This is a genomic window from Pseudonocardia sp. DR1-2 (assembly GCF_023717215.1).
In the GTDB taxonomy this organism is placed as follows: Bacteria; Actinomycetota; Actinomycetes; order Mycobacteriales; family Pseudonocardiaceae; genus Pseudonocardia; species Pseudonocardia alni.
The window spans coordinates 323,605-337,808 of record NZ_JAMQOF010000007.1 but is presented as its reverse complement, the minus strand read 5'-3'; the positions used below and the strand labels follow the sequence as shown (position 1 = coordinate 337,808).

General features: G+C 73.3%; 13 protein-coding genes. 6 read left to right on the top strand and 7 right to left on the bottom strand.

Translation table 11 applies throughout. The annotated features are described in order from the left end of the window. Positions 1-27: 27 nt before the first annotated feature. From ND486_RS22220 to rpsA, 5 genes are all read right to left on the bottom strand, one after another. Positions 28-822, bottom strand: coding sequence for a hypothetical protein (locus ND486_RS22220; RefSeq protein ID WP_251786421.1), 795 nt, complete (start codon positions 820-822; stop codon positions 28-30). Then, positions 819-1,595, bottom strand: coding sequence for a sigma-70 family RNA polymerase sigma factor (locus ND486_RS22215; RefSeq protein WP_251786473.1), 777 nt, complete (start codon positions 1,593-1,595; stop codon positions 819-821). The genes ND486_RS22220 and ND486_RS22215 overlap by 4 nt, the downstream gene beginning before the upstream one ends. A 223-nt stretch (positions 1,596-1,818) precedes the next feature. Further along, positions 1,819-2,946, bottom strand: a complete 1,128-nt coding sequence (coaE, locus tag ND486_RS22210; protein WP_251786420.1) for a dephospho-CoA kinase — start codon at positions 2,944-2,946, stop codon at positions 1,819-1,821. Positions 2,947-2,988: 42 nt separating this feature from the next. Next, positions 2,989-3,789, bottom strand: coding sequence for a hypothetical protein (locus ND486_RS22205; RefSeq protein ID WP_251786419.1), 801 nt, complete (start codon positions 3,787-3,789; stop codon positions 2,989-2,991). A 236-nt stretch (positions 3,790-4,025) separates the two neighbouring features. Further along, positions 4,026-5,516: a 30S ribosomal protein S1 gene (gene rpsA, locus ND486_RS22200; protein ID WP_208826920.1), complete on the bottom strand. Its 1,491-nt coding sequence runs from the start codon at positions 5,514-5,516 to the stop codon at positions 4,026-4,028. Between the two features lie 300 nt (positions 5,517-5,816). Between rpsA and ND486_RS22195 the strand changes: the two genes are divergently transcribed. Continuing rightward, on the top strand, positions 5,817-6,665 hold the full coding sequence (locus ND486_RS22195) for a class I SAM-dependent methyltransferase (RefSeq protein ID WP_208826922.1): 849 nt from the start codon (positions 5,817-5,819) through the stop codon (positions 6,663-6,665). A gap of 4 nt (positions 6,666-6,669) precedes the next feature. Here the strand turns inward: ND486_RS22195 and ND486_RS22190 are convergent, their stop codons facing one another. Then, the gene (locus ND486_RS22190; protein WP_251786418.1) at positions 6,670-7,263 is read right to left on the bottom strand and encodes a carbonic anhydrase; all 594 of its coding nucleotides are present in this window, start codon (positions 7,261-7,263) and stop codon (positions 6,670-6,672) included. Between the two features lie 228 nt (positions 7,264-7,491). Between ND486_RS22190 and ND486_RS22185 the strand changes: the two genes are divergently transcribed. The 5 genes from ND486_RS22185 to ND486_RS22165 all read left to right on the top strand — a co-directional run bounded on the left by ND486_RS22185 (position 7,492) and on the right by ND486_RS22165 (position 12,280). Continuing rightward, positions 7,492-7,920 carry a hotdog fold thioesterase gene (locus ND486_RS22185; RefSeq protein WP_224402763.1) on the top strand — a complete coding sequence of 143 codons (429 nt, stop codon included), beginning with the start codon at positions 7,492-7,494 and terminating at the stop codon, positions 7,918-7,920. Between the two features lie 252 nt (positions 7,921-8,172). Beyond that, complete coding sequence (locus tag ND486_RS22180; protein ID WP_251786417.1) at positions 8,173-9,477, top strand: branched-chain amino acid ABC transporter permease; 1,305 nt, start codon at positions 8,173-8,175, stop codon at positions 9,475-9,477. A 10-nt stretch (positions 9,478-9,487) separates the two neighbouring features. Then, positions 9,488-10,483, top strand: coding sequence for a branched-chain amino acid ABC transporter permease (locus tag ND486_RS22175; protein ID WP_062402727.1), 996 nt, complete (start codon positions 9,488-9,490; stop codon positions 10,481-10,483). Next, positions 10,473-11,468 carry an ABC transporter ATP-binding protein gene (locus ND486_RS22170; RefSeq protein WP_251786416.1) on the top strand — a complete coding sequence of 332 codons (996 nt, stop codon included), beginning with the start codon at positions 10,473-10,475 and terminating at the stop codon, positions 11,466-11,468. The genes ND486_RS22175 and ND486_RS22170 overlap by 11 nt, the downstream gene beginning before the upstream one ends. Next, positions 11,465-12,280 (top strand): ABC transporter ATP-binding protein, encoded by an 816-nt coding sequence (locus ND486_RS22165; protein WP_251786415.1) that lies wholly within the window; start codon positions 11,465-11,467, stop codon positions 12,278-12,280. Before ND486_RS22170 ends, ND486_RS22165 begins: the two co-directional genes overlap by 4 nt. Positions 12,281-12,528: 248 nt before the next feature. Here ND486_RS22165 and ND486_RS22160 read toward each other — a convergent pair whose 3' ends face one another. Beyond that, the gene (locus ND486_RS22160) at positions 12,529-13,854 is read right to left on the bottom strand and encodes an ABC transporter substrate-binding protein (RefSeq protein ID WP_208826450.1); all 1,326 of its coding nucleotides are present in this window, start codon (positions 13,852-13,854) and stop codon (positions 12,529-12,531) included. Positions 13,855-14,204: the final 350 nt, after the last annotated feature.

Here is a 14,204-nt window from a genome sequence, read left to right as displayed (position 1 = left end):
GGCCGTGGCCGGACCGGCCCGGGTGGGTCAGAGCGCGGAGGACTGCGCCGGGCCGAGGCCGACGGCGCTGGTCGAGGTCTCCGGCGTCGTGGTCCCGGTGGTGGTCGTCGGGTCGGGCGAGGTCGTGGTCGGCGCGGCCGAGTTGGTCGTCGTCGGGACCGGGTCGGTCGTCGGCTCCGGGGTGCCCTCGTCGGTCGGCTTCGGCGTCGAGGTCTCCGGCGGTGGAGTCGTCGTCACCGGCGGCTTCGTCGTGGTCGGCGGCGTCGTCGTGGTGGGCGGCGGAGGCGTCGTCGGCTCCGGCGAACCCTCGTCGGTCGGCCGCGGCGGGGTCGTGTGCGGCGGCGGGGTCGGCTGACCGCCGCCGGTGGGCGGCGGCGGGACCACCGGCGCGCCGGGGGTGCCGGGCGCGGGGGCCGGACCGGGCGCGGGGGCGGCGGGCGAGCCGCCACCACCGGGCAGCGCGCCGCCCTGGGTCGCCGCGACGGTCGGGTCGAACGCCGGCGGGAGACCGCCCTGACCACCGGTCGCCGCGCCACCGGCGTCGCCGGTCCGGACCGGGTCCGGGGTCGGGCCGCTCTCCTGCGGCGCGGCGATGGCGAAGGGCGGGCCGACGAAGCTGCCGCCGGGTGCCGCCGCGGTCGCGACGGCGGTGATCCCGCCCAGCGACCCGACGGTGAGCACCGCCGCGGCCGCGGCCGAGGTGGCCCGGCGCGCACCGGCGGCTCGGGAGATCACGTCGTCGACGGCCGGCAGCGGCACCGCCGCGGCCAGGACGTCGTCGAGCCGGTGGAACTCCCGGTCGATGTCGGCGAACCCGTTCATACCCGTCCCCCCTCGGTGGCGGGTGGGTACCCGCCACGCAGGTCGTACAGCGGCGCCCCGTGACCCGGCGGCGGTCCCCCGACCGCGCCACCCGCCGGTCCGATGATCTCCTCCAGCACCTCGGCCATGCCCTCGGTCACGACCTCGCGACCGCGGACGAGCCGGCGCCGCACCTCGTGCTCGGTGACCCGCTCGAGCTCGGCGACCGCGCCGGTCGACAGGCCGGCCATGTGGTGCAGCACCACGGCCCGGCGGTCGACGGGTGCGAGCCTCCCGAGCGCCTCCAGGAGCGCACCGGTGCGCGGGTCGGTCTCCTCCGGCGACGGCCGGCGACGGCGGCGCAGGATCCGCCCCCGCATCGACGTGCGGATCGCGACCCGCCGGACCCAGCCGACGGCCGCGTCCTCGTGGTCCGGGCCCGCGGGCTCGGCGCGCAGCGCGGCCCAGCGCCGCCAGGCCCGCGAGTAGGCGTCCTGCACGGCGTCGTGCGCGTCGTGCGGGTTGAGTGTGATCGCGTAGAGCTGCGCGACCAGGCGCGGGTAGTGCGTCTCGAGGTGTGCGCCGAAGTCCGCACGGAGCTCACCGTGCGGGAGCGTGCGGTGCTGCTGGACGACCGCGCCGCTGATCGGCGGGGCCTCGTACTCGGCGCCGGTCCACGCGTCGTGGTCCGGCGCGCCCGGCTCCGGCGCACCGCCGTACTCGTCCGTGTGGGGGAACGCGGGCGCGCGCTCGGGCTCGACGAACTCGCCGTCCGCCCCGAAACGCTGGGCCACTGTGCTCAACCCCGTGTCCTCTCGTCGCCGTCACCGGACCCTGCGGTCCGGTGCCGATCACCCCGGTGACCGGCCCGATCGACGGGTACCCGCAGGTACCGCGGCCGATCCGGGCAGGAGCACCCTCTGCCCCGCCTGATCGACCAACGAGCGTGCGGCGTTACAGAAACGGGTTCGGCGCGACCCGATCGTCACGTTCCGCGTGATCTGCATCCCGGGACGCTCAGCCGTTCGGGTCGGATCGCCACTCCGCCGTGTACGCACGGTAGTGACGCGGGTCCGGGTCGTCGGCGTGCCGTTCCGCCGCCGCACGCTTGTGCGCGGCGTAGCCGGCACGGGCGATCGCGTCGGCGCGCAGCCGGTCCCGCAGCTCGATCGCGTGCCGCCAGGCGGGCGAGCCGTGCACCCGCACGGCCACCACGGCGGCCCGCCCCGGGTCGGCCGAGCGGTGCACCCGCACCGTGCCCGTGGTCTCCTCCGGGGCGGCGGTGTCGACCGGGAACCCGGCCGCGACCAGGGCATCGGTGACCGCACCGGCATCGGCGGGCGACTCCACCGCGAGCTGCAGGTCGAGCACGTCGCGGGCGGGGAGGCCCGGGACGGCCGTCGACCCGACGTGGTCCACCCCGCGGCCGGAACCGCCCGCGGCGACCGCGACCCGCTCGGCGAGCCGGTGGGCCTGCGCCGCCCAGTCCGGGTCGTGCTCGACGAGCCGGGGCGGCCCGTCCGCGGCCGGGCGGCCCGTGCGCAGGTTCTCCTCGAAGCCGGCGAGCCGTCCGTCCCACAACGCGTCCACCCGGCGACTGGTGTCGTCCGGCTCCCCCGAGTTGTCCAGCCAGACGTCGGCGGCGGCGCGGCGCTGCTCGTCATCGGCCTGGGCGGCGATCCGGGCCCGGGCGTCCTGCTCGCTCATCCCGCGTGCGGACACCAGCCGCCGGACCCGCTCCTCGGCGTCCACCCCGACCACGACGACCAGCGGGAACGCCGGAGCCATACCGCCCTCGACGAGCAGCGGGATGTCCTGCACGACGATCGCGTCCGCCGGGGCGGCGGCGATGAGCTCGTCGGACCGGGCCCGCACCAGCGGGTGCACGATGCCGTCGAGGGTGCGCCGTGCCCCGGCGTCGGAGAAGACGACGGCGGCGAGGGCGGGCCGGTCGAGCCGGCCGTCGGCGTCGAGGACGTCCCGGCCGAAGGCCTCGACGATCGCCGCCAGCCCCGCGGTGCCCGGTTCGACGACCTCACGGGCGATCACGTCGGAGTCGACCAGCACCGCCCCGCGTTCGACCAGTCGCGTCGCGACCGTCGACTTGCCCGCACCGATCCCGCCGGTCAGCCCTGTCCGCAGCACGTGATCACCGTAGCGGGCCGTGCCGGGGCGTCCCGGCCGCGCTCAGGTGGTGCCGCGTGCGCTGCCCGCGGCACCGGTGCCGGCCTGCGGGGCGGGCGCCGGCGGCGCGGCGGGCGTCGGCCGCGCGGACGGCGGCTGCGTCGGCGTCAGCGCCGGGATGATGCGCTGGGCCAGGTCGGGCAGGGTCTCGGCTGCGGACCGGGTCTGCCCGGGAGCGGCCACCGGCAGGATGAACGTCAGCGTGTCGACGCCGTAGACCAGGGCGAGGGTGGTCTCGTCCGGCCGTTCGACGAGGACGCCGGGGACCGAGCCGACGGTGATGTCACGCGAGGCGGTGGCCGAGCCGCGCTCGGCGTTGGTGTTGAGCTGCCACTGACGGGTCGCGGACGCGGTGTCGCCGTAGCGGCCGATGTTGAGCTGGAACAGCACCGGGCCGGAGTTGCGCGCCCCGCCGAAGGCCTGGGCCTGGCCGCCCGCGCGATAGGTGCAGGCGGTGCGCTCGGTGCGGTTCACCGACGCCTCGGGGACGCCGCGGACCGACTGGACCGACACCGACCCCAGGACCTGCCCGAACAGCGCTCCGGCCTGCTCGGGGTCCATCAGCTGCACGCAGTCGGTGGGCAGCGCGATCGGGATCGGTGCCCGCCCTGCCTGGGCGGCGCCGGACTGCTCGGCCGGGAACGTCGGGACCGCGATCCCGGTGTCCCCGGACGCCGTGCCGCATCCGGCGAGGACCGCGGCGAGCAGGACGCCCGCGAGCGCGGACCGCCCGCGACGCAGGAACGTGCGGTCGTGGGACAGGGACTCGCCGGAACGCGTCCGGCGGACGGTACGGCCGGCCATGCACCCAATCTAGGCCGACCCGAAGATCGACTCCGGACCGGTGCGCGCGCCGTGACCAACCGCAGCCGAACCGTGATCTGCACCTGGCGTGTCCGCTCTGACACGCCGGGCGACGTGAACCGGCGTCGACCGGGACCCGTAGGGCCCCGGAAACGGGCCGGGCCCCGGTGACCGTGACGGTCACCGGGGCCCGGTGTGGTGCAGTCGCCGGTCCGCGTGGGACCGGCACGGGACCGTCAGGCCCCGCCGGAGAGCTTCTCGCGCAGAGCGGCGAGCTGCTCGTCGCTGGCGAGCGAGCCACCCGACTCGGCCTGGCCACCGCCACCGCCGGTCGAACGGTCGTCGTCACCGCCGGAGGAGTAGTTCGCCGGCGCGATGTCGTCGCCGCCCTCCGCCTCGGCCTCGGCGGCCTTGCGGATCTGCGCCATGTGCTGGTCGTAGCGGGCCTGCGCCTCGGCGTACTGCTTCTCCCAGGCCGCGCGGGCCTCGTCGAAGCCTTCCTTCCAGTCGCCGGAGTCGACGTCGAAGCCCTCGGGGTAGATGTAGTTCCCCTGGTCGTCGTACTCGGCGGCCATGCCGTAGCGGGTCGGGTCGAACTCGGTGTCGACCGTCATGCCCTCGTTGGCCTGCTTGAGCGACAGCGAGATGCGACGGCGGTCGAGGTCGATGTCGATGACCTTGACCATCGCGTCGTCGCCGACCTGGACGACCTGCTCCGGGATCTCGACGTGGCGCTCGGCCAGCTCGGAGATGTGGACCAGGCCCTCGATGCCCTCCTCGACGCGGACGAACGCGCCGAACGGGACGAGCTTGGTGACCTTGCCCGGCACGATCTGGCCGATCGCGTGGGTCCGGGCGTACAGGCGCCACGGGTCCTCCTGGGTCGCCTTCAGCGACAGGGAGACGCGCTCGCGGTCCAGGTCGACGTCGAGGACCTCGACGGTGACCTCCTGGCCGACCTCGACGACCTCGCTCGGGTGGTCGATGTGCTTCCAGGACAGCTCGGAGACGTGCACCAGGCCGTCGACCCCGCCCAGGTCGACGAACGCACCGAAGTTGACCACCGAGGAGACGACGCCCTTGCGGACCTGACCGCGCTGCAGCTGGTTGAGGAACTCGCTGCGGACCTCGGACTGGGTCTGCTCGAGCCAGGCGCGGCGGGACAGGACCACGTTGTTGCGGTTCTTGTCCAGCTCGATGATCTTGGCCTCGATCTTGCGGCCGACGTACGGCTGCAGGTCCCGCACGCGGCGCATCTCGACCAGCGAGGCCGGGAGGAAGCCGCGGAGCCCGATGTCCAGGATCAGGCCGCCCTTGACGACCTCGATGACGGTGCCCTCGACCGGCTCGTCGGCCTCCTTGAGCGCCTCGATCGTGCCCCAGGCGCGCTCGTACTGCGCGCGCTTCTTGGACAGGATCAGCCGGCCCTCCTTGTCCTCCTTCTGGAGGACGAGGGCCTCGACGAACTCGCCGACCTCGACGACCTCGGCGGGGTCGACGTCGTGCTTGATCGACAGCTCGCGCGAGGGGATGACGCCCTCGGTCTTGTAGCCGATGTCGAGCAGGACCTCGTCACGGTCGACCTTGACGATGGTGCCCTCGACGATGTCGCCATCGTTGAAGTACTTGATCGTCTGGTCGATGGCGGCGAGGAAGTCCTCCTCCGACCCGATGTCGTTGATAGCGACCTGCGGCGTGGTCGGGGCGGCGGTGGTGTCGGTGGACATGTAGTGAGGTGCTCCGATGGATTTCTCTGGCATGGTCGGCCCGGTCGGCTCTGCTGCAGCAGTGCGCCCCGGTTCTGGTACGTGTAGCTGTGACGTTGTAACAGTCACCCTCTGGCGTCGATTCCCGTGGTCGGGAACATCGGTGCACGGACGTCCGCGAGACCGGCGCTGGAGTGGCGCCGCGCGGTCGGCCGACACGTTGACCACGGTGCGGGAAGAATGCTACGCGGCCCGCAAACCCCCCGGCAATGCGGGTCCGCCATCCGCGGGCGCGCACGGGCTTGCGACGATCGGGTGGTCATGAGCAGCCGCGACGAGTACTTCTCCGCCGAGGACGCCGTGGGGACCGCCGGTGTCGCCCGGCGCCGCGTCGGCAGCGCAGAGTCCGAGGCGGCCGGGCGCCGCTGGTGGGACGCCGACGCCGACGACTACCTGGCCGAGCACGGTTCCGACATCGGCGACGAGGCGTTCGTCTGGTGCCCGGAGAACCTGCACGAGGACGAGGCGGGCCTGCTCGGCCCGCCCGCGGACCTCGCCGGGAAGCGGGTGCTGGAGGTGGGCGCGGGCTCCGCCCCGTGCAGCCGGTGGCTGGCCCGCCGCGGGGCGCACCCGGTCGCGCTCGACGTCTCCGGCGGGATGCTGCGTCACGCGGCCCGGCTGAACGACGCGCTCGGGCTGCCGGTGCCGCTCGTGCAGGCCGGCGCCGAGCACCTGCCGTTCGCCGACGCCACGTTCGACCACGCCTGCTCGGCGTTCGGGGCGATCCCCTTCGTCGCCGACCCGGGTCGGGTCATGCGCGAGGTGCACCGGGTGCTGCGTCCCGGCGGGCGCTGGGTGTTCGCGGTGAACCACCCGATGCGCTGGGTCTTCCCCGACGACCCCGGCGAGCAGGGGCTCACCGTCGTCCAGTCCTACTTCGACCGGACCCCGTACCTGGAGGTGGACGGCGACGGCCGGGCCACCTACGTCGAGCACCACCGCACGCTCGGCGACCGGGTGCGCGACGTCGTCGCCGCCGGCCTGGTGCTCGACGACCTGGTCGAGCCGGAGTGGCCGGAGGGCCACGAGCGGGTGTGGGGACAGTGGTCGCCGCTGCGCGGCGCGCTGTTCCCCGGCACCGCGATCCTCGTGACCCACCGGCCGGGCTGAGCCGTCAGACCTCGAGGACCGCGCCGGTCTCCAGGTCGTAGCGGGCACCGATGATCGTGAGGTGGTTGTTGCAGACCGCCCCCGACAGCGACGGGTCGGCGGTCAGCTGCGCGACGACCCGGCGGACGTTGGCGTCGACCGCGCCGGCCACGGCGCCCTCGCCCTCCCCCTCGCACACCGGGACGATGTCGCCGACCAGCGCGCCCAGCGTCGACGGCGCCGGCGCGGGCTGCCCGGCGGCGACCGACACGGCCGCCTTCACCGCACCGCACTGGGAGTGGCCGAGCACCACCAGCAGCGGGATGCCCAGCGCCCCGGCGCCGAAGGCCAGCGTGCCGAGCACCGCGTCGTCGACGACCTGACCGGCCGTCCGCACCACGAACAGGTCTCCCAGCCCCAGGTCGAACACCAGCTCCGCCGGGACGCGGGAGTCCGAGCAGGAGAGGATCATCGCGGCCGGCGTCTGCCCCGCCACGGCGGCGGCGCGCTCCTCGGCGGACCGTCGCGGGTCCTCGCGCTCGTCGCGCTGCCAGCGCCCGTTGCCCTCCAGCATCATCTGCCACGCCTGGGCCGCGGTCGGCCTGCTGTCGTTCGCCATAGGGTCTCCCTCGGTCGGCTTCTCACCGACCAAGATCGGCGAACGGGTCCGCGCGGGCAAGCATGCACGCCGCTGCACCCCTCCCGTGTGACGAGACCCGCACGGCCGGCGGCCCGGAGCGTCCCGAGCCACTCCGCCCGGCCGGTGGCCGGGTCGTGGCGGGCACCGGCGACCGGGACCACGGGGCGCCACGTCGTCGCGGGCCGCGGCGCGTCGTAGGGTCGGCGGGTGCCGATCACCCCCGACCAGCTGCCGGAGCTGAGCTCCGAGCACGCCGACGAGCAGCTCACCGACCGGATGGGCATCGAGATCCTCAAGGCCGACCTCGACGAGGTCGTCGGCCGGATGCCGGTCGCGGGCAACCGCCAGCCCTACGGGCTGCTGCACGGCGGCGCCAGCGGCGTCCTCGCCGAGACCCTCGGGTCGACCCTGTCCGCGATGCACGCGCTGCCCGAGCGGTTCCCGGTCGGGCTGGAGCTGGCCTGCACCCACCACCGTTCCGCCACGTCCGGCTGGGTCACCGGGACCGCGCGGCCGATCCACGTCGGGCGGTCCACCTCGACCACCGAGATCGTCCTCGTCGACGACGACGGCCGCCGCGTCTGCACCGCGAAGCTGACCTGCCTGCACCGCGACACACGACCGCCGGTGACCTGACGCTCGCCCTGCGACACCGTCGCGTTACGTCTCGGCTACGTCCTGGTCCGAGACGTCCGTACCAGTTCTCTCCTCGGCTACGTTCGCCCCCATCACCCATCAGGGTGTCGCACAGAGTCGTGTCCGACGACCCCCCGAGGACGAACGTTGTCACCACCCCCGCTCCCGCGCCGACCGCGCGCCGACCGCGCGGCCACCCCGCCCGTCGGTGCGTCCCGGCCCTCCCCGATCCCCACGACCGCCCGGTGGCTGGTGGGCCTGCTCATCACCCTGCTGGGCGCGCTCGCCCTGTCCGGGACGGCCGCCGCGGCGACCGCTCCCGCCGGCCCCGTACCGGCCTCCCCCGGTGCCGTCGTCCCGTTCCAGCAGGCGGACGGCATCGACGTCAGCGGCACGCTGCGGGACCAGAACGGTCAGCCGCTGCCGAACGTACGGATCACCGCCGAGCGCGACGGTGCGCCGGCCGGTGAGACCCGTTCCGGGGCCAACGGCCGCTGGACCCTGACGGTCCCCGGCGCGGGCTCGTACCTGTTCCGGCTCGACGAGGCCTCGCTGCCGCCCGGCACCGAGGTCCTGCAGGGCGAGACCACCCGCGAGGTGACCGCCGGATCGCTGAACACCGTGGTGTTCCGCTTCGGCGCCGAGGTCGAGGGCACCGCCACCGGCGGGTTCGCGACCTTCCTGCGGCTGCTCGTCGACGGCATCCGGTTCGGTCTGGTCATCGGCATCTCGGCGGTCGGCTTGTCGCTGATCTTCGGCACCACCGGCCTGACGAACTTCGCACACGGCGAGATGGTCACCATCGGTGCCGTCATCGCCTGGTTCATCAACGTCGGCGGCGGCGTGCAGCTGATCCCCGCGACGATCGTCGCGATGCTCATCGGCGCCCTGCTGGGCGCCGCGAACGAGCTCGGCATCTGGCGGCGGCTGCGCCGGCGGGGCGCCGGGCTGATCGCCCAGCTCGTCGTCTCCATCGGCCTGTCGATCGCGCTGCGCTACCTCGTACTGATCATCTTCGGTGGCCGGTCGGAGTCCTTCGCCGACTACACCGGGCAGACCGTCCGCAACTACGGCCCGGTCGCGCTGACCGACAAGGACCTGTCGGCCATCGTGATCGCGATCGTCGTCCTCGTCGCGGTCGCGCTCCTGCTCCAGAAGACCCGGATCGGCAAGGCCATGCGCGCGGTGTCCGACAACCGGGACCTCGCCGCGTCGTCGGGTATCGACGTCGACCGCGTGGTGCTGTTCGTCTGGATGCTGGGCGGGGCGCTGGCCACCCTCGGCGGCGTGCTGTTCGCGCTGTCGGAGCTGTCCTCCACCGTCCAGTACGAGATGGGTTTCCGCCTGCTGCTGCTGATGTTCGCCGGCGTCATCCTCGGCGGCCTCGGCACCGCCTACGGCGCACTGCTCGGCTGCCTGATCGTCGGCGTCCTGGTGCAGCTGTCGACGCTGGTGCTGCCGCTGGATCTCAAGTACCTGGGCGGGCTGGCCGTGCTGATCGTGATCCTCGTGTTCCGGCCGCAGGGCCTGCTCGGGTCCCGGGCACGGATCGGCTGAGGGGGCGGACATGATCGACTTCGGACAGCTCCTCACGGTCGGGCTCTCGCAGCTGATCGGCCCCTCGGCCATCTTCTTCGCGCTGCTGGCCCTCGGCCTCAACATCCACTTCGGCTACACCGGGCTGCTCAACTTCGGCCAGATCGGCTTCGCGCTGGTCGGCGCCTACGGCATGGGCATCTCGGTCGCGAACTACGGCGCCCCGCTCTGGCTGGGCGTCCTCATCGGCATGGCCTGCGGGGTCGCGCTCGCCCTGGTGCTCGGCATCCCGACGCTGCGGCTGCGCGCGGACTACCTGGCCATCGTCACGATCGCGGCGTCGGAGATCCTGCGCCTGATCACCCGGTCGACCTCGCAGACCGGGTTCACCGGCGGCACCCAGGGCCTCACCGGGTTCGCCGACTCCTTCGCCCGCGCCAACCCGTTCGGCACCGGCACCTACGACTTCGGGGTGCTGTCGCTGCGGGGGCCGGACCTCTGGTCGATCCTCGTCGGCTGGACGGTCGTCGGGCTGTGCGTGCTCCTCACCTGGCTGCTCGTGCGCAGCCCGTGGGGCCGCGTGCTCAAGGCGATCCGGGAGGACGAGGACGCCGCCCGCGCGCTGGGCAAGAACGTCTTCGCCTACAAGATGCAGGCGCTCGCCCTCGGCGGGGTGTTCGGTGCGCTGGGCGGCATCGTGTTCGCCCTGGCGACCCAGTCGCTGACGCCGGACTTCTACTCGCCGCCGCAGACCTTCTTCGCCTACGCCGCGCTCATCCTGGGCGGCGCGGGACGGGTCTTCGGCCCGGTGGTCGGCGCGATGGCGTTCTGGTTCCTCCTGTCGGTCGCCGACGCGTTCCTGCGCCAGGCGACGGCCGGGGAGTCGCCGCTGCTGCCGTTCATCTCCTCCCAGGACGTCGGCGCGATCCGCTTCGTGCTCGTCGGCCTGTTCCTGGGGCTCATGATGGTGTTCCGACCACAGGGCATCTTCGGACGCCGCAGGGAGGTGCTGGGCGATGGCCGCTGAGGACACGACCCCCGACCCGACCGTGACCGACCCGGCCCGCACGCTGACCGGCGTCGCCCCGGAGCCGGGCGTCGCCAAGCCGGACCCGGTGCTCACCGTGGACGGCGTGACCCGCACGTTCGGCGGCCTGAAGGCCGTGGACGTCGCCCACCTGGAGTTCCAGCGCGGCGCCATCACCGGCCTCATCGGCCCCAACGGCGCCGGGAAGACGACCCTGTTCAACCTGCTGACCGGGTTCGACCGGGCCGACACGGGCTCCTGGATCTACGAGGGCAGCCCGCTGCAGAAGCTGCCGCCGCACCGGGTGGCCCGCAAGGGTGTCGTCCGCACGTTCCAGCTCACCAAGGCCCTCGCGGGCATGACGGTGCTGGAGAACATGAAGCTCGGCGCGGTCGGGCAGCGCGGCGAGAGCTTCCTCGGCGCGCTGTTCACCGGCTGGGGCGCGCAGGAACGGCGGATCACCGAGCAGGCCCGCGAGCTGCTGGCCCGCTTCAAGCTCGACACCAAGGCCGAGGACCTGGCCGGGTCGCTGTCCGGCGGGCAGCGCAAGCTGCTCGAGATGGCGCGGGCCCTGATGATGGACCCGAAGGTCGTCATGCTCGACGAGCCGATGGCCGGGGTGAACCCGGCGCTCACCCAGAGCCTGCTGGGGCACGTGAAGTCGCTGCGCGACGAGGGCATGAGCGTCGTGTTCGTCGAGCACGACATGGACGTCATCCGGGACATCTCCGACTGGGTCGTCGTCATGGCCCAGGGGCAGGTGATCGCGGAGGGGCCGCCCTCGGCGCTGTCGTCGAACCAGGCCGTCGTCGACGCCTACCTCGGTTCGCACCACGACCAGGTCCTCGAGTTCGACGAGCACGGCAACCCGGTCGGGCAGACCGCGGAGATCGTCGCCGAGATGGAGGCCGCCGAGATCGAGGGCGCCCTCGCCGACGACGGCGCCGGTCCGGCCCGCCCGGATCAGGAGGGGAAGCGCACATGAGCGAGCAGGCACCCGGTGCCGACCGGGCCATGACACCGGAGGAGGCCGCCACCCCGGAGGTCCACCGCGAGCTCGCCGAGGGCGCCGTGCTGCGGGTCGACACCCTCGTCGCCGGGTACGTGCCGGGCGTCGACATCCTGACCGGCAGCGACTTCTTCCTCCGCGACGGCGAGATCGTCGGCATCATCGGGCCCAACGGCGCCGGCAAGTCGACGCTGCTCAAGGCCATGTTCGGGCTGATCCCCGTGCGCAGCGGCACGGTCCGGCTGCGCGACGCCGAGATCACCGGGGCCAAGGCGCACGCCCTGGTCACCAAGGGGCTCGGCTACGTCCCGCAGCGCGACAACGTGTTCCCCTCGCTCTCGATCGAGGAGAACATGCAGATGGGCGTGTTCCTGCGGCCGAAGACCTTCGCGACCCGCTTCGACGTCGTCGCGGACCTGTTCCCGATGCTGGGGCAGCGCCGGAAGATCAAGGCGGGGTCGCTGTCCGGCGGCGAGCGCCAGATGGTCGCGATGGGGCGGGCCCTGATGATGGAACCGTCGGTGCTGCTGCTCGACGAGCCGTCGGCGGGCCTGTCCCCGATGCTCCAGGACGAGGTGTTCGTCCGCTGCAAGCGCATCAACGCGGCCGGGGTCTCGGTCATCATGGTGGAGCAGAACGCGCGTCGCTGCCTGCAGATCTGCGACCGCGGCTACGTGCTCGACCAGGGCCGCGCGGCCTACACGGCGGGCGGCCGCGACCTGCTGAACGACCCGAAGGTCATCGAGCTGTACCTGGGGACGCTGGCCGGCAGCAGCGAGAAGAAGTGACCTGACGCGCCGGTCCCCGCGACGGCCCCGCCCCCACCCACGGGGGCGGGGCCGTCGTGTTCCCGGCGCCGGTCCACCGGGACCACCGCGCCGGTGCGCTCCGGTCACCGCCCGGACGTCGTGGCCTGCGTCGCGCCGGGTGCCGGGCCGGTGCATCGTCCCGGTGGGGCCCGGCCGGTCCCGGGGGACGACGAGGGGGCGGGCCGTGGCGGCCCGCCCCCTCGTGTCGGTGCGTGTGGTGCGGTGTGTCAGCCCTGGGCGCCGACCCGGACGTAGGTGGTCGCCGCCTCGTCGATCTTGTTCTGGGCGTTGAAGGTCTGGACCCCGTACGACCCGGATCCCGGCTCACCGGCGTCGGTGAAGTCGAGCGTGCCGGTGGCGCCGTCGTAGTCGACGTCACCGCCCCGGTCGAGGATCGCCTTGCAGCCGGCGAAGTCGGTGCACTTCTCGCCGTCCTTGGTGATCCCGTTGATCTGGGTCGCGATGTCCGCGCCGTTGGTCGACTTCGCGGCCTCGGCGGCCAGCGCCGAGACCACGACGGCGTCGTAGGACTCGGCCGCGTAGTTGAAGTCGGTCAGGCTCGGGTCCTGCGCGGTGAGCCGCTGCCGGAAGTCACCCGACAGCTCGGTGAGCGGCAGGGTGCCCTTCATCCCGTTCAGCAGGCCCGCGGGCAGTCCCTCGCCCAGGGCGTTGCCCATGTTGCCGTCGGTGCCGTACACGGCCTTCTGGGCCGGTCCGATCTGCACCTCGCTCATGCGCGACAGGATCCGCTTGGACTCGTCGAAGCCGATGACCGCGACGGAGTCCGGGTTGAACTGGGCGACCTGGTCGATCTCGGGGTTGAACGACGCCGCGTTCGGGTCGTAGATGATCTTGGTGATCTGGTCCTGCGGGATGCCGGCGGAGACCAGGTTGCGCTCGGCGCTGTCCGCCAGGCCCGAGCCGTACGGGTCGTTGCGGGCGAGCAGCGCCACCCGCTGGCCACCGTCGGAGGTGATCAGCTGCGCGAGCGCCTGCCCCTGCAGGACGTCCGGCGGCGCGGTCCGGAAGTACAGGCCGCGGTCCTGCCAGCAGGTGAACTCGTCGGAGGTGTTGGCCGGCGAGAACTGGACGACACCCGCACCGGTGATCTTGTCGATGACCAGCTTCGACACACCCGAGGCGGCGGCACCGACGATGACCTGCGTCCCGGCGCCGAGCTGCCGGTCGACGGTCTGGTTCGCGATGTCGGTGGTGTCGTCACCCGAGTCACCGCGCAGGTGCTGGACCGGGTTGCCGAGGACTCCCCCGGCGGCATTGATCTCCTTGACCGCCACGTCGACCCCCGCGAACTCGGGCGGACCGAGGAACGCCAGGCTCCCGGTCTCCGGCAGCAGGGAGCCGATCTTCAGCGGCGCGGTGCTGGGATTGCCGGTGGCCTGTGCCTGCGGCGGGGTGCATGCCTGCCCCGCGGCGGCGGGCTCCTCCGAGCCGCCGGTGGCCCCGCCGGAACCGGTGTCCCCGCCACCGCATCCGGCCAGTACCAGCGACGCCGCCCCGGCGAGGGCGGCGAGTCGCCACGTCGTTCGCGTCATTCGAATCCCCTTCGGTTCTCCGCCCGCCCGAAGCAGCGCGGGAGGATGGCGGAAAAGTAGTACGCCCGAACCAGGAAAGGGGACACCGTCACCACTCGTGACAGGAATGTGATCCGCGGACACCAGCGTGACACAAGTGGATCTTTTCCGGTGCCCGGACGGCCACATTCGGTGACCGGAATTGTCTCGTGATGCATCGGAACGGGGGGCGCCGGTCCCGTCGACGGACCGTCGGCGCTCGGGGCCCGGCAGGGTGGCCCGCCGGTCGGCACGGACGACGCCGGCCCCGCCGCGCGGTGCGCGACGGGGCCGGAACGACGGTGCCGGGCGGCGGTGGTCGACCGCCGCCC